This window comes from Halotalea alkalilenta (assembly GCF_001648175.1).
Classification (GTDB): Bacteria; Pseudomonadota; Gammaproteobacteria; order Pseudomonadales; family Halomonadaceae; genus Halotalea; species Halotalea alkalilenta_A.
On the sequence record NZ_CP015243.1, the window covers coordinates 3,681,352 to 3,707,490 of the forward strand.

The following is a 26,139-nucleotide window of genomic DNA, read 5'->3' on the forward strand; positions in this document are numbered from 1 at the left end:
TTTTTATCAAAAACGTACAATAGCTGAAGGCGCCGTTTGCCCGGCACCTCGCGTCATTTCTCCGCCATAAGACCAATACGAGCGACTCTTTCGTGAATCCCGAATCCCTGTTGGCCCCGCGCATGGCCACCCTGCGCCAATCCCCCACCGCCATGGTCTCCGCGCTGATGCGCAAGCGCCGCGCCGAAGGCGTCGACGTCATCGACCTCGGCGAGGGAGAGCTCGACTTCCCCTCTCCCGAGGTGGCCAAGCGCGCCGGTATCGATGCAATCGCGCGCGACGATACCAAGTACACCGCGGTCACCGGCACCGAGGCGCTGAAACGTGCGGTATGCGCCAAGTTCTCCCACGACAACGGCATCGATACCTCTCCCGAGCGGGTGGTGGTGTCCGTCGGCGGCAAGCAGATCGTGTTCAACGCGATGCTGGCGACCCTGTCACCGGGCGACGAGGTGCTGATACCCGCGCCCTACTGGGTCTCCTATCCAGACATCGTCGCCTTGACCGGCGCCACCGCGCGGATCCTGCCCACCAGCGCCGAAGAGGGCTTCAAGCTCACCGCAGGCGCCTTGCGCGCGGCCCTGACCCCGCGTACTCGCTGGCTGATCCTCAATTCTCCGAACAACCCAAGCGGCGCGGTCTACACCCGCGCCGAGCTCGAGGCGCTGCTCGAGGTATTCGCCGAGGCTCCGCAGGCGCTGCTGCTCGCCGATGACATCTACGAGCACTTGGTCTTCGAAGGCGAGTTCTTCACCCCGGCGGGGCTGCGCGCTGATCTCGCCGAGCGCATCCTCACGCTCAACGGGGTCTCCAAGGCCTACTCGATGACCGGCTGGCGGATCGGCTACGCGACCGGCCCCGAATGGCTGATCGAGGCGATCGGCCGGCTGCAGTCGCAGAGCACCACCAATCCCGCCAGCATGTGCCAGGCAGCCGCTCAGGCCGCGCTCGAAGCGCCTCTCGACTTCCTTCCCGAGCGGCTCGAGCGGCTGCGCCGCCGCCGCGACCTGATGGTCGAAGGCATCCGCGCGATCGATGGGCTCGACTGCGCCACACCCCAGGGGGCGTTCTATCTCTACGTCGACTGCGCCGGGCTGATCGGCAAGCGTACCCCGCAGGGCCTGCGGCTGGAGAACGACCAAATGGTCGCCGACCACTTCGCCGCCTCGGCCGGGGTCGGCGTCGTGCCTGGCACGGCCTTTGGGCTATCTCCTTACCTGCGCCTGGCCTACGGCCAGCCGAGCGCGCGGCTGCGCGAGGCGCTGGCCCGGCTGGCGGAGTGCTGCGCGCGGCTGGATTGAAATCAATGCGATAGCAACGAACATCGCCTCGCGGCGGCGCCGCGAGGCGATGGCAGTGGACGCTGGCCGGGCTCAATCCACCAGCAGGGATTCGATCAGCGGCTGACGGCGGAAGTCGGCGAAAACAGCGCTCAGTTCGGCCAGCTGGGAGGCGTCGAGATCGCGCAGCGGAGCACGCACGCCGCCGGCACGCCAGCCACGCAGGCGCATCATCGCCTTGGTGGTCTGCGGCTGGCCGAAACGGCGACATAGTTCGCGCAGCGGGAACCACGCCCGGTGCAGTGCGCGAGCCTGGTCGAGCCGCCCCGCGCGGGTGGCGTCGAAAATCGCCTTGATCAGCTCGGGAAGCGCACAGCTATTGGTACTGCTCAGTCCATCCACGCCGGCACTGAGCGTCGAGACCATCGACAGATCGGAGGCGGCAATGATCTTGAGCCTGGGCTGCAGACGATGGAGCAGACGATCGATGCTGGTCGGCGAGAGCTCCCCCTGTTTGAGCGCGACCACGCCGTCGATCGCGGCCAATCGCTCGATCTCGGCCGGGCTCAGGGTGGCGCCGACGCCGGGGGCGTTGTAGATCATCACCCCAGTAGCGCTGCGAGCGGCAAGTTCGGCGAAGTAGGCCTCAGTGTGCTCGAAGGTGATCTCGCAGGCATAGGGTGGCGTGAGCATCGGCAGGCCGCCGAGCCGGCCTGCGAGTTCGGTCAGTTCACAAGCCTCGCGCGCGTCGCCCGATGCGGCGCACAGCAGTACCGGCAGCCGGCCGTCGACGATCGCCATCGCTGCGGTGAAGAGCTCTGCGCGCTCCTCGGTGGTCTGCGCGGCGAACTCCCCATAGGTGCCGCCGATCAGGATGCCGTCATAGCCGTGGCCGATCGCGCGTTCGAGGTTGAGCTCGAGTGCTGCGCGGTCCAGTTCACCGCGGTCGTCGAAGGGGGTGACGCAGATGTTGAACAGGCCCTCGATGCGTGGGGCCAGCGGATGGTTCGAAGTCATCAATAATGTTCCATAGCGGGGTTGGAGAAATCGATCGGAGAACGCTTGCAAGCTGGCTCAGCGACGCGCCAGCGCCGCCTCGAGCAGGGCGATGAAGCCAGGATGTGGATGCCGTGCGCTGCTCGAAAGCTCGGGATGGCCCTGGATGCCGACGAAGAACGCCTCGCCTCGCGCCTCGATCGCGTCAGTAATCCCGGGATCGTCCGTGGACCAGGCGCTGATCGAGATGCCCGCCGTCTCGAGCGAATGACGCCAGCGCGGTGCAAGGCGATAGCGGTGATTCATTCGCTCGCCAATCGTGTGAGCCGCATGGAAATTGGCGACCCGGCTGCCGGGGCGCAGCCGGGAAGTAGCGGCACCCAGGCGGTGGCGCTGCGCGCCGCGCTGGTCACGCAGCGCGATGAAGCTATGCACCGGTGCCTCGGGGTCGAGCTCCTCGAGCACCGCCTCGAGATGCCCCAGGCGGTCGCGGATCACTGCGGTGGCCATGCTCTGCATCCCGAAACAGAGCCCAAGGGTCGGCACTTGCAGCGCAAGCGCAAGCCCGGCGAGCAGGATCTGCCCCTCGATCTGACGACCGTCGCATCCTCCCGGCAGCACCAGTGCATCGACCTCGCCGAGCAGCGACCGCGCATCCGCACGTTCGAGGCCCAGCGGAGAGACGATACGCACCTCGACGGTAACGCCCAGATGATCGGCGGCATCTCCCAGCGCCGCCTGGTTGGCCGGATAGACCTCGCGCAGATGGTCGCGCTCACCGATCAAGGCGACCCTGATCGGCATTCGATCCATCCCCTGCCCGGCCTCCTCGGCCGGACATGGCCTGTCGTAGCGGTCGCGGCTGCCGCCAAGCAGCAGCCGCCCGGCTTCGTCGACCAGTCGCCATCGATCACCGAGCGGCTCGACCCGCGCTATGCGCTTGGTTTCGCCCGAGCTCGCGATGAGTGCCGCTTGGCTGTATTCGCCGAGCAGCAGCGCGGACGAGTCGGAATGGAAGACCTGCTCTGCGGCCTCGATCGTTCGCACCGACGCGCGCTCGAGCCACAGCCAACCGTTGTCGACCAATCGTCCGTCGGCGGTGACGAACTGCCGTGCCCCCGGTTCGACCGCCGCGTTCGCTCCCAAGCCAGCCAGCCTGGCCACCTGCCGCCCGCATTCCTCACGCGCAAGCCATAGCGCGGCCGCCCGCGCAGCCAGCTCGAAGCGGCCAGGGGGATGGAGGATCGCGGCGAGATCGTGCATCAGTCGACCACCTGCAGATCACGCGGCAGCTTGCCGAGCACCCGGTGGCCATGTTCGGTGACCACGGCGGTCTCGCTGACGCCGACGGTGAAACGGCCGTAGTCGCGCAACGCCGGCGGAATGTGGAACACCATGCCCGGCTCCAGCGGCCGGTCGATGCCATCGAACAGACTCGCCACCTGCCATTCGCCCCAGTCAGGAGCGAAGGCGAGACCGACGCTGTAGCCGGTGCGCTTGCGGTAGTTGTCGGTGAAGCCGTCGCGATCGATGACCCGCTGCGCGGCGCGGTGCACATCGGCGCAGGTGTTGCCCGGCTTGAGCGCCTCGAGCGCGGCGGCGAGCGCTTCCTGGCAGCTCGTCATCATGCGCTGGGCGAGCGCCGGCGGCTCGCCGAGCCAGGCCGAACGCATCATCACTGCGTGGTAGCGGTCGTGGCAGGCGGCGAGCTCGAGAAACACCGGGTCATGCCTGGCCAGGCGGCGGCGGCGCCAAGTGCCGTGGGGCACACCGCTGCGCTCGCCGCTGGAGACCAGGGGTTCCATGCCGAGATACTCCGAGCCCGCGGCAATCGCTGCCTGCATCATCGCCGCCACCAGCGCGTTCTCGTCAGCGCCCTCACGGATCGCGGCAAGCCCCGCGCGCATACCGGCGTCGACGTAGCCGGCGGCACGCTCGATCCGAGCGATCTCTTCAGCGCTTTTCACCGCGCGCAGCGCCTCGACGATACCGGCGCCGTCGCTCAGATCGCCGAGCCGCGCGACCAGTGCCTCGAAGGTGACGATCGGCATGAACCAGCTGCGTTTGTCGATCGCCACCCTGCCGCCCTTCGCCGCTGCCTCGGCGCTGAGCAGCTCGAGCGGGTCGATGCCATCGTCGTACTCGATGAGCCGTTCGAGATAGGTGTTGGCGCGACAGTTCATCGCCTCGAGGCGGCGAACGATGAAGCTCGGCTCTCCCTCCAGCGGCAGTACCAAGGCCTGGAAGGTGTAGTAGCCCGGAGTTTGCTGGCCGGTGAGGTAGCAGAGGTTCTCCGGCCCGGTGACGATCAACACGTCGATACCGCGTGCTTGCATGCCTTCTCGGGCCGCGCGCTGGCGCTGCGCGTACACCTCGGCGGCAAAGGTGGCCTCGCGGGCCTGGATGGGGCGTTCGTTCATCGCTTGATCTCCTCGAAACTGGGGTTGCATCGCCATGCCTGGTCGAGCGCCTCACGCTCGACGCCAAGGCCGTGGCCGATGGGAAGGCGCAAGCGCCCCTGGTGGTAGTCGAGCAGTGCAAAGGGCTCGTCGACCAGGCCGAAAGCGCCATAGAGCTCACCGCGTCGCTTGCCGAGCGCGAGCGCGCAGTGGGCGCAGGCGGCAGTGGCGAGCGCACCTTCGTTCATCTGCCCGATCATCAGCGCTCGACCCTGGTCACGCAGCTTAAGCGCCGCCTCGACCAGCGCCTGCGGCCCGCCCAGCTTGACCAGCTTGAGATGGCCGCCGACGTTGGCCGGCAGGGTGTCGAGCCGGGCAAGCGAGCGCGAATCGACCAGCGCCTCGTCGAGCAGCAGGGTCAGCTCGGTGCCCGCGGCAAGCGTCGCCATCTGCTCCCAGGCGCAAGCGGGAAGCGGCTGTTCGACATAGGCCACGCCGAGCTCGGCAAGCGCAGGCAGGCAAGCCTGCGCTTCGCTCAGCGACCACTGCCCATTGACGTCGACCGCCAGGCGAACACGATCGCCGAGCAGCACTTTCAGCTGCTCGAGCCTGCGCAGGTCAGTGGAAAAATTCTCGATCCCGACGCGCAGCTTGAGTTCGTGAAAGCCCGCGTCGGCATAGGCCGCGGCGCGTGCGAGCAAGGACGCCTCGCTTTGCCAGAACAGCGTCTGGTTGCTGTCGAGGCACATCCGCTCGGACAGCACCGGCGCCTCGAGGCCAGCGCGCTCGGCGATCAGCTCGGCGAGCGCGACGCCTGCGCGCCGGGCCATGAGATCGAGCAGTGCCTGCTCGGCCAGGGTGCGCAACAGCGCGGGCCAGCCCGTGCCCGCAAGCGATGCCAGCGCCTGCTCGGCGCTTGGCTGCGCCTGCCACCAGTCGAAGGAGTCGCGCAGCAGCCCAGCGAGCCGCGCCACCGCAACGCCGCTGAGATATTCGATGTTGACCCTGATCCCACCCAGGCCCCATCCGCCCTGGTCGTCCTCGATCAGCAGATAACGCTCATCGAGTGCCGCCACTGCGCCGGAGGCCGCGGTGTGGAGCTCGAGCCCCGGCACATAGTGCAGGCGCGCCGCAAACAGACGTGCGCGCATCAGCCTCGTGGCTCCACGGGCAGCAGCCGGCGGGCGATGTCAGCGTAGATCGCGACCGCGGACTCGAGCTCATCGATCGGCACGAACTCGTTCGGCTGGTGGGCCACGCCCAGATCGCCAGGACCTATTACCACCCCGGGGATGCCCAGCTCACGGAAGTGGACCAGGTCGCAACCGCCCGGGAAGCCCCCCGGCGCCTCGACCGCCACGCCATGGGCGCGCGCGGCCTCGAGCGCGGCGCATACCACCGCGCTCGACGGCTGGGTCTCGCTGGCTCCTCCGGTGGTCGCCTGGAAGCGTTCGATCGCAGCCTCGATCCCATGCTCGGCATCGAGCCTTGCCAGCAGGGCCTCTATTTCAGCGATCGCATCCTGCTCCTTCTCGCCGGGAATCATCCGCCGGTCGAGCATCAGTTCGCAGCGTTCGGGCACCACGTTATCGGCATGCCCCCCATGGATGCGGGTAACGCTCAGCGCCGCACGGCCAACGCTCGGGTGGTTGCGCTCGCGCACCTGCTGATGGAGTTCGTCCACCGCGGCGCACAGCCTGGCGGCGGCGTAGATCGCGTTGACACCGAGCTCCGGGGTGCCTGAATGGGCACTTCGGCCGCGTACCGCGACCACCGGCCTGAGGCTGCCCTTGTGGGCATTGACCGGTCGATTGCCGGTCGGCTCGCCGACGATCACGTGATCGATCGGCGCGTACTCGGCGTAACGCTGCTTGAACCTCCGGGCGCCAAGGCTTCCGACCTCTTCATCGGCGACGAACACCGCAAGCAGGGTGCCGCGCCAGCCGTCGCGGTCCTTGCTCAGCCGCGCGAGCGCCTCGACCATCGCCGCGATCTGGCCCTTGGCGTCACAGGCACCGCGGCCGTAGAGCCGCCCCTCGCGCTCATCCAGGCGCAGCGGGTCGCTCGCCCAGCCTTGCCCCACCGGGACCACGTCGAAATGGGTATTGAAGGCGAGCCGTGGCCCCTCGCCGTTGACCAGGCGTGCGACCAGGTTGACCCGGCCGGGCGCGAACTCGTCGAGCTCGGTATCGAAACCGAGCGCCGCCAGCCGGGCCTCGACCAGCGCCGCGGCATCGCCCTCCGCACCCGGCGGGTTCTGGGTATCGCACTCGACCAGCCCGGCCAGTAGTCCGCCCAGGGAGGTGCGTTCGATGAAGGACATGGATCATTCCTCGTTCAATGGCTCATCTGTTGAAGGAAACGCTGGGTACGCTCGCTGGCCTGGCCGCTGAAGAAATGCTCCTTGGCGCTCTCCTCGACGATCCGGCCGCCTTCCATCAGCACCACCCGGTCAGCGGCGCGGCGAGCGAAGCCGAGCTCGTGGGTGACCACCACGCAGGTGATCCCGGAGCCGGCGAGTTCGACCATCACATCGAGCACCTCCTTGACCATCTCCGGATCGAGCGCCGAGGTCGGTTCGTCGAACAGAATCGCCTTCGGATTCATCATCAGCGCCCGCGCGATCGCCACACGCTGCTGCTGGCCGCCCGACAGCTGTTCCGGATAGGCATCGGCCTTCTCCCGGATCCGCACCTTGGTGAGCAGCTCCATCGCCTGTTCGAGCGCTTGCTCGCGGGCGACGCCGAGTACCTTGACCGGGGCGATCATCAGGTTCTCGAGCACGCTGAGATGGGGAAAAAGCTCGTAGTGCTGGAACACCATCGATATCTCGCGACGAAGCAAGTGACCGCGCGGGCCTTCCTTGGTGATCTCGCGACCGTCGAACCAGATCGCCCCCGAGTCGACCTCCTCGAGCAGGTTGAGACAGCGCAGCAGCGTCGACTTGCCCGACCCAGAAGGACCGAGGATCACCGTGGTCTTGCCGCGCAGCAGCTTCAGGTCGATGTCGTCGAGCACCCACTGCTGCTGGTCGAAGGATTTGTTCAGCCTGCGGACTTCGAACATCGCATCGGCCGCGGGAGTGGGAGTGGACGTGGTCATTGCGAACTCCTCGGCTGCGCGGAGGTGAGGCTGATCAAGCGCTGGCTCCAGGAGCGCCGGCCGGAAGAGCGGCGCGGCGCGACCCAGCGCTCGATGTATCCCTGGATGACCATGAACAAAGTGGTGAAGATCAGGTAGTAGATCGCCGCGGCGGAGAGCGCTTCGATGTAGCGGAAGTTGGCGCTGGCGGTCTGGTCCGCGATCAACAAAAGGTCCTGCACCGCGATCACCGAGACCAGGGCGCTCGACTTGAGCATGCCCATGAACTGGTTGCCGGTCGGAGGCACCACCGTGCGCAGCGCCTGCGGCAGCACCACCAGCCGCATCACCTGGGCGGAGGTCATCCCCAGCGCACGCCCGGCGAGACGCTGGCGCGGGCTCACCGCCTGGATGCCCGAACGGAAGATCTCGGCCATGTAGGCGCCTTCGTTGAGCGCCAGCGCCAGCACGCCGCTGGCGAACCCCGAGAGCACCACGCCGAACAGCGGGAGTACGTTGAACACGAAGACGATCTGTAAAAGCACCGGGGTACCGCGAAAAAGCCATAGGTAGAGCAACACCGGCAGGCGCACGAACACTGAGCGGCGCTCCTGCAACAGCGCCAGCGGCAGGCCGATCAGCATGCCGATCAGCATCGACACCACGGTCAGCGCCAGGGTGGTGAGCGCGCCTTTGAAAAAGCTTGGCGACAGCAGGTATTCGAGCACCAGATGGAGTGACTCGGTCATTCTCGTTCTCCGGGTGGTTCAAGGCGCGATCCGATCAGGTCAAGAGGTAATCGGGTATCGCCTCATTGCTCGAGCAGGGCGGCGCTGTCGGGCAGTTGGTAGGCGTGGATCAGCCGCAGGTAGTCTCCCGAGGCGACGATCTGGCCGAGCGCCTCCTCGAGTGCGGCGGCCAGCTCGGTGTCGCCCTTGCGCACCGCGAGACCCAGCCGGGTATCGGCCTCGAAGGTGGGGCCTGAGGTCTCGTAGGTGTCGGGCACCTCGCGCATCAATACCGCAGCCCCCGGGGTCGAGGTGTAGAGCACGTCGGCGCGACCGACCCGCAGCGCCATCGCCGAAGCCTGGGCGGTCGGGAAGGTGACGATGGTCGGCGGCGAGCGGTCCTCGCCCTGGCAGCGGGTGACGTCATCCCTGGCGCGGCTCTCCTCGATCCCGCCCAGGGTCACCGCGATGCGCTGGCCGCAGACGTCCTCGCGCCCGGAGATCCCCTTGGGATTACCCTTGGCGACCACCACCTCGCTACCGATGCGCAGGTAGGGGACGAAGTCGACCTGCGCCGAGCGCTCATCGTTGATGTACATCGCCGAGTTGATCAGATCGATGCGCTTGCCCTGCAGCGCAGGGATCAAACCGCGAAACTCGACGTTGAACGGTGCGGCCTCGAGGCCGAGACGCTCACTGATCAGCTCGCCAAGCTCGATGTCGAAGCCGGTCAGCTTGCCATCCTGCTGGTACTCGAACGGCGCGAAGGTGGCCGCGGTGCCGTAGGTCAGCTTGCCGGCGGCGACCAAACCCTCCGGCGGCTGGGCGGCGGTAGCGGTGTGGGAAAAGGAGGCGCCGAGCAGGGCTGCGGCCAGCAGCGTGCGATACACGGTCTTGGCGTGGGTCATGGCGATATCGACTCTGGATGGATGTTGTTTTTTTTCACCTGGTCGCAGCGAGGCGAGCAGAATTGTTTTTAACGTTAAATTTAGTACAATCCACTGTCAAGCGATGATCGTCACCCAAACGAGCCGCTTCAAGCGGGCCGGCCGAGCGGCGACAATCCACCAATACGATCCACCAAGACGATCCACGAAAAACAACAGCGAGAACGGCATGAGCGGTATTTCAGGCAAACGGCGCCAAGTCGTCCTGGCCGAGCGAATCCTCGGTCACATTCATCAGCAGGGCTTGGATCGGGGCGCGCATCTGCGCGAAGTGGCGCTCGCCGAGCACTTCGGCGTGTCGCGCACACCGGTACGCAACGCGCTCAAGCTGCTCGCCGAGCAGGGTGTGGTGCGGTCGATCCCGCACCAGGGCTATGTGATCGACTGCGCGGCCGATCACCTGCATGCGCTATCGCTGAGCATGCCCAAGTCCCAGGACGAGGAGCTCTACCTGATGATCGTCGAGGACCATGTGCGCGGCGAGCTGCCGGACTCGATCACCCAGGTCGAACTGCTCAAGCGCTACGATACCAATGTCGCGATGCTGGCAAAGGTCCTCGAGCAGATGGCCGAAGAGGGGCTGATCGAGCGCAATACCGGCCAGGGCTGGACCTTCCTCTGCGCATTCGACAGTGAGTCCTCGCAGCGCGCCAGCTACGAATTTCGCCGGGCGCTCGAGCCCGCCGGGCTACAGCTGCCCGGGTTCGAGCTCGACCGCGCGGTGCTCGAAGGCCAGATCGACGAACATCGCCGGGTGATCGCCCTCGATGAACATACCCCGGCCACCAGCACCGCGCTGTTCAGGCTCGATGCCAACTTCCACGAGAGCCTCGCCCGCCTGTCGGGAAATCCTCTGATCCTGCAGGCGATCGTGCGCCAGAATCGCCAGCGACGCATGCTCGAGTATCTCGGCTATGGCAATCGACGCAGGATCACCGACTGGTGCTTCGAACACATCGCGATACTCGAAGCGCTGTTGTCCGACCAGCGCGCGCAGGCCGCCGAGCTGATGACGCGGCATCTCGACCAGGCGCTGGAAGCCTCCAATGCACTTCGTGTGAAGCGCTGAGACCGCGACGAATCACCGCTCGAGACGAGCACACACCGCCATCAATGGGGAAACGAGATGGAACTGGGACTGACAGGCAAACGCGCGCTGGTGCTTGGCGCCTCGCGCGGACTGGGCCGCGGCATCGCCCTGGCGCTCGCGGCAGAAGGCGCAAGCGTGATGATCGTCGGCCGCAACGCCGAACGCCTTGAGCAAGTGATCAACGAAGGACAGGGTCTTCCCGGCGAACTGATCGCCGAGACTTGCGATCTCGCCGCGGCCGGCGCGGCACGCACGCTGGCCGATGCCGCGCGAAGGCGACTCGGCGGCGTCGACGTCCTGGTGCTCAACGGTGGAGGGCCGCCCCCCGGCCCGATCAGCGCGGTCGATGAGAGCGCATGGCGAACCCATTTCGATGCCATGGTCACCCCCCTGATCGGGCTGACCCATGAGTTGCTGCCCGAGATGCGCGACCGCGGCTTCGGGCGGGTACTGCTGCTCGCCTCCTCCGGCGTGCGTCAGCCGATCCCCCAGCTCGGGATCTCGAACACCCTGCGCGCAGGGCTCGCCGCCTGGGCCAAGACACTGTCGCTCGAGGTCGCCGCCGACGGCGTCACCGTCAATTTGCTACTGCCCGGCCGGATCGCCACCGAAAGGGTCGCGGCACTTGACGCGGCCGCCGCGAAACGCGAAGGCGTCGACGTCGAGACCATCGCCGCCCGCTCCCGGCAGACGATTCCGGTCGGGCGCTATGGCAATGTCGAGGAGTTCGCCGCGATGGCGGCCTTCCTCGCAAGCCCCCTGGCAAGCTACGTGACCGGCGCCCAGATCCCGATCGACGGCGGCTTGATCAAAGGCCTCTGAGCGCAGCGGGATCGCCGACCAGCCAGCCCCGCGCCGACTCGACGCGGGGCTGGCTGGTTATCCTAGAGTCCCTCTTCGAGCAGCTGCGGCGCGAAGTAGGTCATGATCAGGTCGGCGCCGGCGCGGCGGATCGAGCCGAGGGTCTCGCGGATTACCGCGCTCTCGTCGATCACCCCGGCGGCGGCGGCGAAGCGGATCATCGCGTACTCGCCGCTGACCTGGTAGGCGGCAAGCGGCAGCAGGCTTTCGCGGCGAATGTCGCTGAGCAGGTCGAGATAGGCGAGCGCGGGCTTGACCATCAGCATGTCGGCGCCCTCGGCCTCGTCGAGCAGTGACTCGCGAAGCGCCTCGCGGCGATTCATCGGGTCCATCTGATACTGCTTGCGATCATCCTTGAGCTCGGTACCGGCGGCCTCGCGGAAGGGGCCATAGAGCGACGAGGCGAGCTTGGTCGAGTAGGCCATGATCGGGACCTGGCCGAATCCGGCGCCGTCGAGCGCGCGGCGGATCGCGGCGACCTGGCCATCCATCGCCGCGGAGGGTGCGATCACATCGGCGCCGGCGCCCGCGGCGATCACCGCCTGCCTGCCCAGATTCTCGATCGTCGCGTCGTTGCATACCTCCCCGTGCTCGATCACCCCGCAGTGGCCGTGGGAGGTGTATTCGCAAAAGCAGATGTCGGGGATCACCAGCATCGAAGGCACCGCATCCTTGATCGTGCCGACCATCCGCGCCACCAGGCCATCGGCCTTCATTGCGTCACTGCCGATCGCATCCTTATGGTGCGAGATACCGAACGGCATGATGCCGGTCAGGCCCAGCCGGGCCAGCCGCTCGACCTCTCGGGCGAGCAGCTTCTCAGGCACCCGGAACTGCCCCGGCATACCCTCGATCGGCTTGGGCTCGTCGATGCCTTCCTCGACGAAGATCGGGTAGATCAGCTGCTCGGGAGCGAGCCTGGTTTCGCGCAGCATCGCGCGCATCTGCGGAGTACGACGCAGCCTGCGCAGCCGGGCTTGGGGAAAGAGTGCGGACATGGGCGTTTCCTCGATGACGACGGATGGATGGCGACGGGCATGGCGCACCAGGGCCTTCTCCCAGCGCTGGAGCAGGCCACATCGGCGAAGGCGCCGCGCGATTTCCATGCCGAGCATTATCTCAGGCTTATCGCTACAGGCGTAAGCCGTTATCGTAGCGATCGCTCATTTCAATCGGTGGCCTGTCATGTTCGACTTCAAGGAGCTGGAAGCCTTCGTCGCGATCGTCCGCACGGGCTCGTTTCGTTTGGCCGCACGGCGCCTGCATATTACCCAGCCGGCGATTTCCGAACGGATCCATCGGCTGGAGCAGACCCTCGATGCTCCCCTGCTCGATCGTCGCCAACGACCGATCAAGGCCACCCGCAAGGGCCACGCCCTGCTCGGCCACGCCGAACGCCTGATCCAGGCCCGCCATGAGGCGATAGCGGCGCTGCTGCCATCCGAGGCGATCGGCGGCCAGCTCCGCCTCGGCATCGTCGAGAGCCTCGCCCAGCGCTGGCTGACACGGCTGCTGGAAGACGCACGGGAGCGCTTCCCCAGCCTGGTCATCGAGGTCGAAATCGACGTCACGCCGCATCTCGCCGAACGGATGATCAGCCAGGAGCTGGACCTCGCCTTTTTGATCGGACCACTGAGTGCGCAACGCGTGGTCAATCACGCGCTGTGCAAGTATCCCACCACGCTCGTGGTCCATCCCTCCCTGCTCGAACGCTATCGAGGCGACGCTCATCGCCTGCTCGAGGAGAGCGATTTCATCGCCCCCCTGCGCAACAGCCGTGCCTATATCGATGTACGGGCGTTTCTCGACGCTCGAGGTCTGGAGAAGACCCGTATCCACTGCTCGAGCTCGATGAACTCGATCGCCCAGATGGCCCAGGCCGGGCTCGGCGTCGGCGCAGTGCCGCTCTCGATCGCCGAGCCGTTGATCGTACGTGGGGAGCTGATCCCTCTGCCGTTCACCTTGCCACCGCACGAATTCACCGCGTCCTGGCTCGCCAGTAGCAGCGACCCGCGTCTCGAGGCGCTGACCCAGCGGGCAATAGCGATAGCGAACGCCGCTGAAGCAAGTGACTGAGCGCCAGATGAAAGGTTTTTCCGATCGAAATACATATTATTATTGGATTTGACTGATCGAGAATGACTTCCATATGGTGGAATCAATCCAACTTCCAATAAGTACAATGCCGCCATGCCTTCAAATGATTCTTCCGCCACCGGGCTGTCATTCGAGCAAATCCGCCAATACCGCCCGCTCGAGGCGCGGCACGCCATTCGCCAGGGCGACTGGCCACGCAGCACCGCCGGTCTCAGCGACGGCTATGCCCAGGCCAACCTGGCGATCATCCCGGCGCGCTACGCCGATGACTTCCTTCGCTTCTGCATGGCCAACCGCGCGGCCTGCCCGCTGCTCGATGTGACCCAGCCTGGCGATCCGCACCCGGTCTCGCTGGGCGAGGACATCGACCTGCGCAGCGACGTCCCGCGCTACCGGATCTACGAGCATGGCCGCTTGGTCGCCGAGCCCGGCGAGATCGGCGAGTTCTGGCAAGACGATCTGGTCAGCTTCTCGATCGGCTGCTCTTTTTCGTTCGAGGGTGCGCTGATGCGCGATGGCATCGAGCTGCGCCACATCACCCACCAGCGTGTGGTGCCGATGTACCGCACCAACATCGCGCTGGTCGGCGCGGGGCCATTCACCGGTACCATGGTGGTGTCTATGCGCGCGATGCCGCCCCGGGATGCGATCCGTGCGGTACAGATCACCACCGACATGCCGAGCGTGCATGGCGCACCGGTCCACCTCGCCGAACCCGGGCAGATCGGCATCACCGACCTGATGCAGCCGGATTTCGGCGATCCTGCGGTGATCGAGGACGGCGACATCCCGGTGTTCTGGGCCTGCGGCGTCACCCCGCAGGTGGCGTTGATGAATGCCAAGCTGCCCTTCGCGATCACCCATGCGCCAGGCCACATGCTGATCACCGACATACCCAACAGCCGGCTCAAGTACCGTTGAGGCCGAAGCTTTGCGTCGAACGACGCCACCGGTAAGAAAACCCGGGCCGATGAACATAACAACAACTCAAGGAATCCTCGCATGAAGCCATCCACCCTCGCGACCGCCTGCGCGCTGGCGTTCTCCGCAGGCCTCGCTTTCTCCACCAGCGCCCAGGCCCAACCGATCTCCGTGGTCGGCAGCTGGAGCTCGGTATCGCTGCACAAGGACTACGAGCTGCCGTTCTGGACCGAGACGCTGCCTGAAGCCAGCGATGACAGGTTGGAGGTGCAATTGAGCAGCTTCGACCAGATGGGGATCAACAGCGCCGACGTATTCCGCTACCTGAGCGATGGCCTTTTCGATATCGGCGTGACGCTCTCCGACTATGTGGTCAGCGACGCGCCCGAACTCGAGGGCCTGGACCTGCCGATGCTCGCGGTCGATCCAATCCAGGCCGAGAAGGTATCCGAAGCATTCTGGCCGATCGTCGAACGCACCATGCAAAGCCGCTACGGTGCCAAGCTGCTTGCGATCGCTCCCAACACGCCCCAGGTGGTGTTCTGCAACACCCCGATCTCAGGACTTAGCGACCTGCGAAACCGTTCGGTGCGTGCCAGCGGGCGCTCGACCGCCGAGTTCCTCGACGCGCTCGGCGCGCGCAGCGAGGTGATGGATTTCAGCGAAGTGCCGGGCGCGATGGAGCGCGGGGTGATCGACTGCGCGGTGACCGGCTCCCTGTCTGGCTACAACGCCGGCTGGTACGACGTGGCCACCCATTTGCTACCGCTGCCGATCGGCGGCTGGGACCACGCGATCACCGCCGCCAATGGCGATTTCTGGAGCGGGCTCTCCACCGAGGATCAGACCTTGATCGCCACCCAGGCGCGCGACGTCTTCGCCCATGGTGTCTGGAGCAATATCGCCGACAGCGCGGAACAGGGCATCGCCTGCCTGACGGGTGAAGGCGAATGCCGCGCAGGCAGCCCAGCCTCGATGACCCTGGTCGCGACCGACGAGGCGGATCTCGAGACCGCGAAGGAAATCCTCTCCACCAAGCTGCTGCCAGCCTGGGCCAGCCGCGTCGACGCCGATACCCGAGCGCTCTACAACCAGCACGTCGCCCCGCTCACCGGCCTTTCCATCGACTGAACGAGCCATGCAGCCGCACCTTCGGTGCGGCCTCCCTTCGTCTTTCGAGGAGCTCACTATGAACATCCTGACCTCATTGGCCAGCCGTCTGCTCGATGCCACACGCTTCGTTTCCCGCTTCGCCAACCGACTCATCGGCGGGATGCTGCTGCTGGTAGTAGCGCTGATCGTGGTCGAAGTCGTGCTGCGCAAGCTCGGCCTGGCATCGCTGCGCGGCGTGACCGAGTACTCGGGCTACGTACTGGCCATCCTGTCATCCTGGACGCTCGCCCACACCCTGATCGAGCGTGCCCACATCCGTATCGACCTGGGTTATTCGAAAATGCCGCCGGTCGCGCGCACGCTGCTCGATCTCGTCTCGATCTTCTCGGTCGTACTGGTCGGCTGGGTGATCGCGCTGCATGCCTGGCCGGTGCTGGCGCGCTCGTGGAGCAACGGCTCGCTGGCCAACACCCCGCTTTCCACCCCGCTGTGGATTCCCCAGCTGATCTGGGCGCTGGGCTATATCTGGTTCGCCATCGCGGCGAGCGTGCTCGGCGTACGCGCGGTGCTGGCCGCACTGCTGCAGGGCCGCGCCGAGGTACAGGCGCTGATCGGCATGACCAGCGAGTCGCCGATCCTGGATGCAGCCAAGGAGGAGCGCCGCTGATGCTGCCTTTCCTTTCGATCGGCGTGATGGTGCTGATGCTGACCGGCATCCCGATCTCCATCGTGCTGTTTTTGCTCGCCTTCGGCATCGATCAATGGTTCGCGATCTTTCCGCTCACCCGCGCACTCGGCCAGAACCTCTGGTCCGCCGCCAACTCCTTCCTGCTGATCGCGATTCCGCTGTTCATTCTGATGGGTGAGGTCATCGTCCGCGCCGGCATCGCCGAACGCGCCTATCGTTCGCTCGACCACTGGCTTTCCTGGCTGCCCGGCGGGCTGCTGCATGCCAACGTGATGACGTCGATGCTGTTCTCCGCCACCTCGGGTTCCTCGGTGGCGACCGCCGCCACGGTATCGACGGTCGCGCTGCCCCAGGGCGAGAAGCTCGGCTACAACCCCAAGCTGTTCTGCGGCAGCATCGCCGCGGGCGGCACCCTGGGCATCCTCATCCCGCCCTCGATCAACCTGATCGTCTATGGCTTCCTCACCGAGACCTCGATCCCGAGGCTGTTCATGGCCGGGCTGATCCCCGGGCTCTTGCTCACCGCGCTGTTCATGCTGGTCACCCTGGTGGCCTGCCGACTGAAGCCTTCGCTGGGCGGCCCGATCCGCCGCTCCACCTGGTCGCAGCGAATCCGAAGCTCGGTGTTCTTGTTTCCGCTCCTGGTGCTGTTCGCCGCGATCGTCGGCTCGATCTATTCGGGGCTCGCCACGCCGACCGAGGCGGCGGCGATCGGCGTACTGGTCGCCATAGTGCTGGCTGCCTGCAATCGCAGGCTCGATTGGCGCATGCTGCAGCAAAGCCTCGATAGCACGTTGAGAACCACCTCGATGCTGCTGTTCATCATTCTCGCCGCCTCGTTTCTCAACTTCGCCCTGTCGTCGGCGGGGCTACCGCGCCAGCTCACCGCGTTCATCAATGCACATGAGCTGAGCCCCTTCATGCTGCTGATGGTGGTGATCCTGGTCTACATCGTGCTCGGCTTCTTCATCGAGACACTGTCACTGATGGTGATCACCATTCCGATCCTCGCGCCGCTGATCTTCGCCGCCGGGTTCGATCCGGTATGGTTCGGCATCATCGTGATCCTGTTCGTCGAGATGGCGCTGATCACTCCCCCGGTCGGATTGAACCTCTACATCGTGCAGTCGGCCCGTCCCGGCAAGCCGTTCAGCGACGTAGTGATCGGCGCCCTGCCCTACATCGTCGCGATGTTCATCCTCGCCGCCGCCTTGATCGCCTTCCCCCAGATCGCGCTTTGGCTGCCGTCGACGCTATAGGCGACGCCTGGAGTTCAGCTGGACGCAAGAATGTTTCCACCTCGAGCTTGTCCATTGATATGGCGCCCCGCTGCGCGGGGCGAAGTCGAACGACAAGGAGCCATGCGATGAATGCCAAGCAGATTCTCGATCAACTGATGCGCCAGGCCTCCGGGGCCCGCCGGCAAGGTAGCGATAGCCAAGGCGGCGGCTTCGACCTCGGCCGGGTGGTCGAGGGCCTAGGGCTGGGCGGTGCCAAGGGCTCGACGGGGGGAAGCGCGCTGGGCGGGCTCGATGTGAAGAGCCTGCTCGGCGGTGGAGGACTGGGCTTGCTGCTCGGCTCCAAGCGCGGACGCAGCATGGGAGGCAAGGCGCTGAAGCTCGGCGCCATCGCCGCGGTCGGCGGGCTGGCCTGGAAGGCATGGCAAAACGCCCAGGCCAATCGCGCCGATACCTCGCAGCCCTCAAGCGGAGAAGGCCAGCCGATCGAGGCGCTTGAAGGCGAAGCCCAGGAACGGCGTAGCCAGGAGATCCTCCAGGCGATCATCATGGCTGCGCGCGCGGATGGACATATCGACGACCAGGAGCGAGCGCTGATCACCCAGCACTTCGAGGCCGCCGGCGCCGACCAGCAGCTCAACGGCTGGCTGATCGAGCAGCTCCAGGCGCCGCTCGACGCAGAGGCGCTCGCGCGGCAGGCGGATTCTCCTCAGGCCGCGCGTGAGATCTACCTCGCAAGCGTCGCGGTGGTCGACGAGGAGAACCCGCAGGAGCGCGCCTGGCTCGACCGCCTGGCCTCAGCGCTGGCGCTGGACCCTGCAGTGGCCAGCGAGATCGAACGCCAGGCACGCACGGCGGCCTGAGCCTTCTCCGGCTATGAGTCTTGACGACCAGGGGCGCCTCGCGGCGCCCCTGGTCGTTTCCATCCACTCACCCGCCAATTCAGCGCAGCTGGCTGTCCTTGCTGCCACGCCGGTTGTAGCCCGAGTCATACTGCTGGCGACGGTCCCACTTGGCCTGGCATTCGATGCACAGCCGCACCCCGGGCACCGCCTCTCGCCGCGCCTGTGGTATCGGCTCGTCACACTCCTCGCAGTGAGTGAGACTCGGGCCGCTGTGCGCCAAGCGCTGACGAGCGGCACTCACGCCGTCCTCGACGGTACTGTCGATCTGATCCTGCACCGCGCCATCGCGCGCCCAACCGTTGGCCATCTCATCCTCCTCCCAGCGCACCACGACAGGTGGGGGCTGGAGTAGATTCCAAGCTATGCAAAACCACGTCTCTTCGAGTGAAGATGGGGGCGCCGAGGCTGACTGGCAAGCCAAGGACCTTCGCCGTTCGCGCTAAGCTAAGACCCAGCGCCGCCCTCGGCGATCGCGCGGGCGATGGTCGGCGCCAGCGGCAACCGTGGCACCAGGGTCAGCTGATAGGCGTGGTAGAGATCAGGCTTGCCGCTCCATACCTCGCTTGCCGGACGGTTGTGGCGATCGAGTTCATGCCACCAGCTACCCTGGCGGCGATCGATGAAGTAACGATCGATGTAGTCCCACAGCCGCCGATACCAATCCTCGAAGGCGCGATCACCGGTGCGCTTGAGCAACGCACTGGCGGCGGCGCAGGCCTCGGCCACGGTCCAGTGGAGGCGCTGGTGGACCACAGGTGCGGTGTCCCAATCGTGGGTATAGATCAGCCCCGGCTCGCCATCCACCTGCCAGCCGTGCTCGAGCCCCGCATGGAACAGGCCGATGGCGTCTTCGAGCAGCCAGCCGGGCGCCTGCTCGCCGTGGCGCAGCAGTGCGGCCTCGAGGTGCAGCAGCAGCCGTGACCACTCACAGGCGTGCCCAGGGGTGACGCCATAAGGGCGGAAGTCGTCGGTCGGCTTGTCGCGATTGTAATCGCGCCACTCCTGCCAGCCGGAATCGAAGTGCTCGACCAAAAGATACCCGTTTGCACGCGCGTGCTGGTGGATCAGGCGGGTGACGATCGACAGCGCCCGATGGCGCCACTTGTCCTCATCGAGCACATCGGCGAGCTGGAGGAACAGCTCGGTGGCGTGCATGTTGCTGTTGCCGCCGCGATAGGCCTCCTGCTCGCTCCAGTCACGCGAATGGTTCTCTCGCAGGCGGCCCTCTTCATCCGACCAGAAGCGGGTCTCGATCACTTCGAGCGCCTGATCGAGCAGCGCCTTGGCACCTTCGATCCCCGCCTGGACGGCGCTCGAAGCGGCGAGCGCGACGAAGACGTGCACGTAGGCCTGCTTGGCGTCGTCGCTGTCTGGCCCCGGCAGCTCTACGTACCAGCCACCGTACCGATGGTCACGCAGTTCCCCGCTCAGCGCCGCTATCCCATGCGCGGCAAGCAGTGCCGCTCCGGGTTCGCCGCGCATCGTCGCGAGCGCGAAACAGTGGGTGATCCGGGCGGTGATCACGGTATCGGGACGCGCGTCCTCGGCCAGTTCGCCGTTTACGTCGAGCGGCGCGAAACCACCCTGTTCGTGGCGCGCATTGCGATAGAACGCAAGCAGCCTCTGGCCTTCGTTCTCGAGCCAGTGATGGTGCGACGGTGCGTCGAGCCAACTGCCGCGTAGCGGAGTGATGAAATTCGATGCTGTGCTCATACCGCCCAGGCCTCCTGCCGTTGAGACGCCCCTCCAGGGGCGGGGATGAGGTTCATGCCGCGAAGCGATCGCTGGCGGCACGCTCAACCTGCCTAGACAGGATCAGGGTTGAGCCTCCTCGCGCAGCGCCTTGGCCAGACGGCCGAAGAGCGCAGCGTACAGCCGAAAAGACGACAGGCCCTCGCAGGCCTGTCGTCTTGTGCAGCGCTACATCCTATGTTCGAGCTCCATGCCCGCTCCGTCCCTGGCATAAGCGTCCATGCATACTTGATTAAGACAGCGATCCCGCTGATCGGTTCCCTCGATATTCGAATCGACGAACCCTGGCCGGCGATCGGCGATCTCGCCTACCAAGGCGGCTCGCTCTATCGCGCCGCTGGCAACGACGAACTGCTGGTAACCGCGCGGTCTTTGCTAACGACTGCGATGCTGCTCGCGGGACTGACGATCCGGCAGGCGAAAGGCTGGGCAGCATCGGCTTCGAAGGCGTGCTGATGCTGTCGATCCATCCGCTGGGTGTGCTGATACTCTACTGCTGATCCGCCCGAGGCCGGCCGATGACGCTCGGGCGTGCGCCCGTCCTCAGGCGGGACGCTGGATGCCGTGCTTGCGCAGCTTGCGATAGAGGGTGTTGCGGCTCACCCCGATGCGCTCGGCGACTCGCGAGACCTGCCAGTGGCTTTGTTCGAGCAGCTCGAGCAGCGTGCGGCGCTCGGCATTCTCCAGCACCCCCTCCTCCTGCACCGGGGCGGGGGCAGCGCGTCGTCCCCTCTCGCGCAGCTCCAGCGGCAGCTCGTCGAACGAGATCACCCCATCGTCATCGAGCGCGGCCAGGGTCCGCAGCTGGTTGCGTAGCTGACGCACATTGCCAGGCCAGGGGTGGCAAAGCAGTGCGCGCCGGGCCTCGGTATCCAGCTCGAGCGGCCGTCCGGCGGCGAACTCGGCGAGCAAACCATCAATGAGCGCCTCGCGATCGGCGCGCTCGCGCAGCGGCGGCAGCCGAATGCTCAATCCACTGAGTCGATAGAACAGGTCCTCACGGAAAGCGCCGGTCGCGACCCGTTCCCCCAGATCATGCAGGCTGGCGGCGACGATGCGTACGTCGAGGGCACAGGGTTCGCCACCCAGCGGAGTGACCTGGCGCTCCTCCAGCACCCGCAGCAGCCGGGTCTGCAGCCCTAAAGGCATGTCGCCGATCTCGTCGAGGAACAAGGTGCCGCCGTTGGCTTCGAGCAGCTTGCCGCGCATCCCTTCGCGCCGCGCCCCGGTGAAGCTGCCGCCGCGATAGCCGAACAGCTCGCTCTCGATCAGCGCCTCGGGGATGGCAGCGCAGTTCAGCGCGATGAACGGCGCATCCGCCCGCGACGCGCTCTGGTGCAGCGTACGCGCGAACGCCTCTTTGCCGGTGCCGGTCTCGCCCTGGAGCAACAGCGGGATGTCGTGCTCGTAGACCCGCCTGGCCCGAGAGAGCTCGGCGAGCAGCGAGGGATCTCGCCAATAGAGTCCCGGCACCGCGGGGGCTTCGAGCGATTCAGGGGCAACCGGTAGCCTCGCGGTCCTGGGCGGACGCCGCTCGATCCTTGCGCGCGCGCCGCGGGCACGAATCAGCTTGAATGCGCGACCATCGAGGTCATGGATCAGCAGCTCCTGGCCGCTCTCGAGCTCGTCCTGCGCGCCAGCGCCGAAGCTGAAGATCGCCGTCACCGATGCACCGAGCAGCCGCTCGCGGCTGCGATGGAGCAGCTCGCAGGCCGTGCGATTGATCGCCAGCACTCGTCCGGCGCCGTCGAGGGCGATCAGGCCCTCGCAGTACATGCCGAGCAGCCCCGGCACCGTGCGAAAACGCAGCACCGTGTGCGCCTCGTACTGGCGCAGGAAGTAGCCATGCTCGAGCGCGCGCGCGGCGAAGGCGACCTGGGCGGTGACGTGGAACTGACCATGACGATGGACGTCACCACGCACCGAGGAGACGTCGAGCACTGCGAGCAGCGCATGATCGGGCGCGAATATCGGTGCCGCCGAGCAGCTCAGTACGGTATGCCTGACGCGGAAGTGTTCGTCGCGGTGAATGGTCAGCGCCTGGCGTTCGACCACACAGGTGCCGATGCCGTTGGTACCCTCCCATCCCTCGCTCCAATCGGCCCCTTCGCACAGCCCCGCGGCGATGAAATCGTCGCGGTCACCATCGTGCACCGCGCTTTCGAGAATCACGCCATCGGCATCGGTGATCAGGATCGCCTGGCCACGCTCGCCAAGGGTGCGTTCGAGCCCGGCTACCGCATGACGGGAGAGCTCGAGCAGCGGTTCGAGGTGCTGGCGACGGCTGCGCAGCTGATGGTATTCGAGCACTTGGGGCGGCAAGGGGCGAGAAGGATCGAGACGGTGCTCGGCGAGACAGCGATGCCATGAATGGGCAATCGCGGGATCGGTGCTGGAAGCAAGCAAAGCGTGGGGGTCCTGTCCCACCTCCCACACCTGACGCGCGTGGTGGGGCGTCGAGTCGTGCATCGTCCACTACCTCGGCTGAATCGGTGAAGCGCTTAAATCGAGCCCGGTCGTTGCCAAAGCGGCAGGCATCGCCAGCGGCGTCGTTCATTTTCCCAGTAAATCGATCAAGTTTTCAAACAGCATGATCGGGCAAGGCGATGAGAACAATGTGACATTGGTCGGCACCGCCCCAGGGGCGTGACAAAGTGTCACACCCACGTCACGTCACAGGTACACCCAAGGGCAGGCCCCACACCGCAAAAACAGCAACAACGATCTGAAAATAAAAGAAAAAAAATTCTTGGTCCAGGCTTTGCTCCTATCTTGGCGGAAATACCTTCATTCGCATTAAGGAGCGCACCATGCAATACGTTCACCCCGGCTCACCCGGTGCCATCGTCGAATTCGCCTCCCGCTACGGCAACTTCATCGGCGGCGAATTCGTCGCCCCAATCGAAGGGAAGTACTTCAGCAATTCTTCTCCGGTCACCGGCAACGACATCGCTGAGTTCCCGCGTTCCAGCGCCGCCGATATCGATCGCGCCCTCGATGCCGCTCACGCCGCGGCGCCGGCCTGGGGCAAGCTGTCGCCGCAGCAGCGCTCGCTGATACTGCTCGCGATCGCCGATCGGATGGAGCAGAATCTCGAAAAGCTCGCCGTTGCCGAAACCTGGGACAACGGCAAACCGATCCGCGAGACGCTCAACGCCGATGTACCGCTGGCCGCCGATCACTTCCGCTACTTCGCAGGTGTCATTCGCGCCCAGGAGGGAAGCCTTGCGGAGATCGACGAGTACACCACCGCCTATCACTTCCACGAACCGCTCGGCGTGGTCGGCCAGATCATCCCTTGGAACTTCCCGCTGCTGATGGCGGCCTGGAAGCTCGCGCCGGCACTGGCCGCCGGCAACTGCGTAGTGCTCAAGCCCGCCGAGCAGACGCCGCTGTCGATCACCCTGTTCGCGGAGCTCGTCAATGACCTGCTCCCGGCCGGGACGCTCAACATCGTCCATGGCTTTGGCAGGGAGGCTGGCGAGGCGCTGGCGACCAGCAAGCGCATCGCCAAGATCGCCTTCACCGGCTCCACCCCAGTGGGTTCCCACATCCTCCACTGCGCGGCGGAGAACATCATCCCGAGCACCGTCGAACTCGGCGGCAAGTCGCCGAACATCTTCTTCGAAGACATCATGCAGGCCGAGGACAGCTTCATCGAGAAGGCCGCCGAAGGGCTGGTGCTCGGCTTTTTCAACCAGGGCGAAGTCTGCACCTGCCCCTCTCGCGCATTAATCCAATCCTCGATCTACGACTCCTTCATGCAGCGGGTGCTCGACAAGGTCGCCACGATCAAGCGCGGTGACCCCCTCGACACCGAGACGATGGTCGGCGCACAGGCCTCGGAACAGCAGTTCGACAAGATCATGTCGTATCTCGAGATCGCACGCGGCGAAGGGGCTGAGCTGCTTTCGGGCGGCCGCGCCGAACGGCTCGAGGGCAGTCTCTCCAAGGGCTATTACATCCAGCCGACGCTGCTCAAGGGCAGCAACAAGATGCGGGTGTTCCAGGAGGAGATCTTCGGCCCAGTGGTGGCGATCGCCACTTTCGAAGACGAGGCGGAAGCGCTCGCCATCGCCAACGATACCGAGTTCGGTCTCGGCGCCGGGGTCTGGACTCGCGACATCAACCGCGCCTATCGCATGGGCCGCGCCATCCAGGCCGGACGCGTGTGGACCAACTGCTATCATCTATATCCGGCCCACGCGGCTTTCGGCGGCTACAAGAAATCGGGGATCGGTCGCGAGACCCACAAGATGATCCTTGATCATTACCAGCAGACCAAGAATTTACTCGTGAGTTACGACCCCAAGCCGATAGGTCTATTTTGATCCGCCCTCGAGCAAGCGAAGCGCCCCGAAGCAGAGAAACCTAGGAGAGAGTGCAATGGACAAGACAATGAAAGCCGCGGTAGTACGCGAGTTCGGCCAACCGCTGGTGATCGAGGAGGTCGAGGTTCCCCGCCCCGGCCCCGGTGAGCTGCTGGTCAAGATCGAGGCCTGCGGCGTCTGCCACACCGATCTTCATGCCGCCGAAGGTGATTGGCCGGTGAAACCCAACCCGCCGTTCATCCCCGGTCACGAAGGCGTCGGCAACGTCGTCGCGGTAGGCGCTGGCGTCAGCCACATCAAGGAAGGCGATCGGGTCGGCATCCCGTGGCTCTATTCCGCCTGCGGCCACTGCGAACACTGTCTCGGCGGCTGGGAAACACTCTGCGAGAAGCAGCAGAACGGCGGCTACTCGGTCAACGGCGGCTTCGCCCAGTATGCGCTGGCCGACGCCAATTACGTCGGCCACCTGCCGGCCGGCTCCGATTTCATCGAGATCGCGCCAATTCTCTGCGCCGGGGTGACGGTCTACAAAGGCCTGAAGATGACCGAAACCAAACCCGGTCAGTGGGTGGCGATCTCGGGGATCGGCGGTCTCGGCCACGTCGCGGTGCAGTATGCCAAGGCGATGGGACTCAACGTGATCGCGGTGGACGTCGATGACGCGAAGCTCGACCTGGCCAAGTCGCTTGGCGCCGATCTTACGGTCAACGCCCGGGTCACCGATCCGGCCAAATTCGCCAAGAGCGAGATAGGCGGCGCTCACGGCGCGCTGGTCACCGCAGTCTCGCCGATCGCCTTCCAGCAGGCGATGGGGATCACCCGGCGTGGCGGCACCATCACCCTCAACGGGCTGCCCCCGGGCGAGTTCTCGCTATCGATCTTCGACATGGTGCTCAATGGCACCACCGTGCGCGGTTCGATCGTCGGCACCCGTCTCGATCTCCAGGAGGCGCTCGACTTCGCCGGCGACGGCAAGGTCAAGGCCACCGTGGCGCCGGGCAAGCTCGAAGACATCAACGATATCTTCGCGAGCATGCACGAGGGCAAGATCAACGGGCGTATCGTGCTCGACCTGAACGCCTGACACTCTGCGCATCGAACGATCCCACGCCGATCGGCGAAGATCGCTCACCGAGGCGGCCTGATGGCCGCCTCGCTCGTTGCAGGTACGCGCCTGCGACTTACGAGACCGATAGCTGTTCGTCGGCCCACTGGTCGAGCAGCTCGAGCATCCGCTCGATCTCCTCGTCGCTTTCGGCTTCACTCAGAATCGCATCGAGACGTAACACCCACTGCTGCTCTTCGGACTGCTGCATATAGGCTCCTCGCCATCCTTCGCTGGCTGGTCAACCACTAAACCGTCGGCATCCTACCTCGAGTGCACTGTGGGAATTTTCCGATTTTATATCCATTCATAATATGCGGATTTACCACCCTCGCTCGTATCGCCAATAAGATGGTCAAAACAATCATCGAGCTATAAAGATCGCTCGACTCATACCAACAAAATAGACGAGCGAGAGCGCCATCACCGTCGCGATAATGGCAATATCCGATGACTCGTAGAAATGGCGGGGATCATCGAAAGCCACGATGAGCCGGGAAAGCGACACCTCTCTCTTTGGCGGTCTCGACCAGATCCAGCGCAGCTTTGATCGGATTCGCCGGGCGGGCCGCGAACGGCCCGACCGGAGATATCGGCCAGCCGAGCC

The 26,139-nt window shown here is 65.5% G+C and carries 25 protein-coding genes; 12 read left to right on the forward strand and 13 right to left on the reverse strand.

Annotated elements, in window-relative coordinates; all coding sequences use genetic code 11:
- The first annotated feature begins 92 nt into the window (after positions 1-92).
- Entirely contained in the window at positions 93-1,301 is a 1,209-nt protein-coding gene (locus tag A5892_RS16480; RefSeq protein ID WP_223302713.1) for a pyridoxal phosphate-dependent aminotransferase, read from the forward strand.
- Positions 1,302-1,373: 72 nt separating this feature from the next.
- Here A5892_RS16480 and A5892_RS16485 read toward each other — a convergent pair whose 3' ends face one another.
- From A5892_RS16485 to A5892_RS16520, 8 genes are all read right to left on the reverse strand, one after another.
- Complete coding sequence (locus tag A5892_RS16485) at positions 1,374-2,297, reverse strand: dihydrodipicolinate synthase family protein (protein ID WP_064123716.1); 924 nt, start codon at positions 2,295-2,297, stop codon at positions 1,374-1,376.
- A 57-nt stretch (positions 2,298-2,354) separates the two neighbouring features.
- Positions 2,355-3,539 (reverse strand): glutamine amidotransferase-related protein, encoded by a 1,185-nt coding sequence (locus tag A5892_RS16490; protein WP_064123717.1) that lies wholly within the window; start codon positions 3,537-3,539, stop codon positions 2,355-2,357.
- Complete coding sequence (locus A5892_RS16495) at positions 3,539-4,696, reverse strand: M24 family metallopeptidase (protein ID WP_064123718.1); 1,158 nt, start codon at positions 4,694-4,696, stop codon at positions 3,539-3,541. Before A5892_RS16495 ends, A5892_RS16490 begins: the two co-directional genes overlap by 1 nt.
- Positions 4,693-5,826 (reverse strand): mandelate racemase/muconate lactonizing enzyme family protein, encoded by a 1,134-nt coding sequence (locus A5892_RS16500; RefSeq protein WP_064123719.1) that lies wholly within the window; start codon positions 5,824-5,826, stop codon positions 4,693-4,695. Before A5892_RS16500 ends, A5892_RS16495 begins: the two co-directional genes overlap by 4 nt.
- Positions 5,826-6,998 carry a M20 family metallopeptidase gene (locus tag A5892_RS16505; RefSeq protein WP_064123720.1) on the reverse strand — a complete coding sequence of 391 codons (1,173 nt, stop codon included), beginning with the start codon at positions 6,996-6,998 and terminating at the stop codon, positions 5,826-5,828. Before A5892_RS16505 ends, A5892_RS16500 begins: the two co-directional genes overlap by 1 nt.
- A 14-nt stretch (positions 6,999-7,012) precedes the next feature.
- Positions 7,013-7,777, reverse strand: coding sequence for an amino acid ABC transporter ATP-binding protein (locus A5892_RS16510; protein ID WP_064123721.1), 765 nt, complete (start codon positions 7,775-7,777; stop codon positions 7,013-7,015).
- Positions 7,774-8,505 (reverse strand): amino acid ABC transporter permease, encoded by a 732-nt coding sequence (locus A5892_RS16515; RefSeq protein WP_064123722.1) that lies wholly within the window; start codon positions 8,503-8,505, stop codon positions 7,774-7,776. Before A5892_RS16515 ends, A5892_RS16510 begins: the two co-directional genes overlap by 4 nt.
- A gap of 62 nt (positions 8,506-8,567) precedes the next feature.
- Positions 8,568-9,392: an ABC transporter substrate-binding protein gene (locus A5892_RS16520; RefSeq protein WP_150123582.1), complete on the reverse strand. Its 825-nt coding sequence runs from the start codon at positions 9,390-9,392 to the stop codon at positions 8,568-8,570.
- A 208-nt stretch (positions 9,393-9,600) separates the two neighbouring features.
- On the opposite strand from A5892_RS16520, the gene A5892_RS16525 reads away from it, so the two are divergent.
- Both A5892_RS16525 and A5892_RS16530 read left to right on the forward strand, forming a co-directional pair.
- The gene (locus tag A5892_RS16525; protein ID WP_064123723.1) at positions 9,601-10,500 is read left to right on the forward strand and encodes a GntR family transcriptional regulator; all 900 of its coding nucleotides are present in this window, start codon (positions 9,601-9,603) and stop codon (positions 10,498-10,500) included.
- A gap of 57 nt (positions 10,501-10,557) precedes the next feature.
- Positions 10,558-11,343 (forward strand): SDR family oxidoreductase, encoded by a 786-nt coding sequence (locus A5892_RS16530; RefSeq protein ID WP_064123724.1) that lies wholly within the window; start codon positions 10,558-10,560, stop codon positions 11,341-11,343.
- A gap of 62 nt (positions 11,344-11,405) precedes the next feature.
- Here the strand turns inward: A5892_RS16530 and hemB are convergent, their stop codons facing one another.
- Entirely contained in the window at positions 11,406-12,380 is a 975-nt protein-coding gene (hemB, locus tag A5892_RS16535; RefSeq protein WP_064124567.1) for a porphobilinogen synthase, read from the reverse strand.
- A 187-nt stretch (positions 12,381-12,567) separates the two neighbouring features.
- On the opposite strand from hemB, the gene A5892_RS16540 reads away from it, so the two are divergent.
- The 6 genes from A5892_RS16540 to A5892_RS16565 all read left to right on the forward strand — a co-directional run bounded on the left by A5892_RS16540 (position 12,568) and on the right by A5892_RS16565 (position 18,302).
- Complete coding sequence (locus A5892_RS16540) at positions 12,568-13,458, forward strand: LysR family transcriptional regulator (RefSeq protein ID WP_064123725.1); 891 nt, start codon at positions 12,568-12,570, stop codon at positions 13,456-13,458.
- Positions 13,459-13,572: 114 nt separating this feature from the next.
- A complete protein-coding gene (locus tag A5892_RS16545) occupies positions 13,573-14,400 on the forward strand; it encodes a putative hydro-lyase (RefSeq protein ID WP_064123726.1) in 828 nt (275 codons plus the stop codon).
- Positions 14,401-14,481: 81 nt separating this feature from the next.
- Positions 14,482-15,531, forward strand: a complete 1,050-nt coding sequence (locus A5892_RS16550; protein WP_064123727.1) for a TRAP transporter substrate-binding protein — start codon at positions 14,482-14,484, stop codon at positions 15,529-15,531.
- A 58-nt stretch (positions 15,532-15,589) separates the two neighbouring features.
- On the forward strand, positions 15,590-16,180 hold the full coding sequence (locus tag A5892_RS16555) for a TRAP transporter small permease subunit (RefSeq protein WP_064123728.1): 591 nt from the start codon (positions 15,590-15,592) through the stop codon (positions 16,178-16,180).
- The gene (locus tag A5892_RS16560; protein WP_064123729.1) at positions 16,180-17,460 is read left to right on the forward strand and encodes a TRAP transporter large permease; all 1,281 of its coding nucleotides are present in this window, start codon (positions 16,180-16,182) and stop codon (positions 17,458-17,460) included. The genes A5892_RS16555 and A5892_RS16560 overlap by 1 nt, the downstream gene beginning before the upstream one ends.
- Positions 17,461-17,567: 107 nt before the next feature.
- Positions 17,568-18,302, forward strand: coding sequence for a tellurite resistance TerB family protein (locus A5892_RS16565; protein WP_064123730.1), 735 nt, complete (start codon positions 17,568-17,570; stop codon positions 18,300-18,302).
- 79 nt (positions 18,303-18,381) lie between these two features.
- On the opposite strand, the gene A5892_RS16570 is transcribed toward A5892_RS16565, so the two are convergent.
- Both A5892_RS16570 and A5892_RS16575 read right to left on the reverse strand, forming a co-directional pair.
- Positions 18,382-18,651, reverse strand: coding sequence for a DksA/TraR family C4-type zinc finger protein (locus A5892_RS16570; RefSeq protein WP_064123731.1), 270 nt, complete (start codon positions 18,649-18,651; stop codon positions 18,382-18,384).
- A gap of 137 nt (positions 18,652-18,788) precedes the next feature.
- Positions 18,789-20,057: a D-mannose isomerase gene (locus tag A5892_RS16575; RefSeq protein ID WP_064123732.1), complete on the reverse strand. Its 1,269-nt coding sequence runs from the start codon at positions 20,055-20,057 to the stop codon at positions 18,789-18,791.
- A gap of 108 nt (positions 20,058-20,165) precedes the next feature.
- Here A5892_RS16575 and A5892_RS16580 point away from each other — a divergent pair, with 108 nt between their 5' ends.
- A complete protein-coding gene (locus A5892_RS16580) occupies positions 20,166-20,552 on the forward strand; it encodes a hypothetical protein (protein ID WP_150123583.1) in 387 nt (128 codons plus the stop codon).
- Between the two features lie 87 nt (positions 20,553-20,639).
- On the opposite strand, the gene A5892_RS16585 is transcribed toward A5892_RS16580, so the two are convergent.
- Positions 20,640-22,565: a sigma-54-dependent Fis family transcriptional regulator gene (locus tag A5892_RS16585; protein WP_064123734.1), complete on the reverse strand. Its 1,926-nt coding sequence runs from the start codon at positions 22,563-22,565 to the stop codon at positions 20,640-20,642.
- A gap of 341 nt (positions 22,566-22,906) precedes the next feature.
- Here A5892_RS16585 and exaC point away from each other — a divergent pair, with 341 nt between their 5' ends.
- Both exaC and adhP read left to right on the forward strand, forming a co-directional pair.
- Positions 22,907-24,427 carry an acetaldehyde dehydrogenase ExaC gene (gene exaC / locus A5892_RS16590; protein ID WP_064123735.1) on the forward strand — a complete coding sequence of 507 codons (1,521 nt, stop codon included), beginning with the start codon at positions 22,907-22,909 and terminating at the stop codon, positions 24,425-24,427.
- Between the two features lie 55 nt (positions 24,428-24,482).
- Positions 24,483-25,511 (forward strand): alcohol dehydrogenase AdhP, encoded by a 1,029-nt coding sequence (gene adhP / locus A5892_RS16595; RefSeq protein WP_064123736.1) that lies wholly within the window; start codon positions 24,483-24,485, stop codon positions 25,509-25,511.
- 97 nt (positions 25,512-25,608) lie between these two features.
- Here the strand turns inward: adhP and A5892_RS20920 are convergent, their stop codons facing one another.
- On the reverse strand, positions 25,609-25,743 hold the full coding sequence (locus tag A5892_RS20920; protein WP_263281385.1) for a hypothetical protein: 135 nt from the start codon (positions 25,741-25,743) through the stop codon (positions 25,609-25,611).
- Between the last annotated feature and the right edge of the window lie 396 nt (positions 25,744-26,139).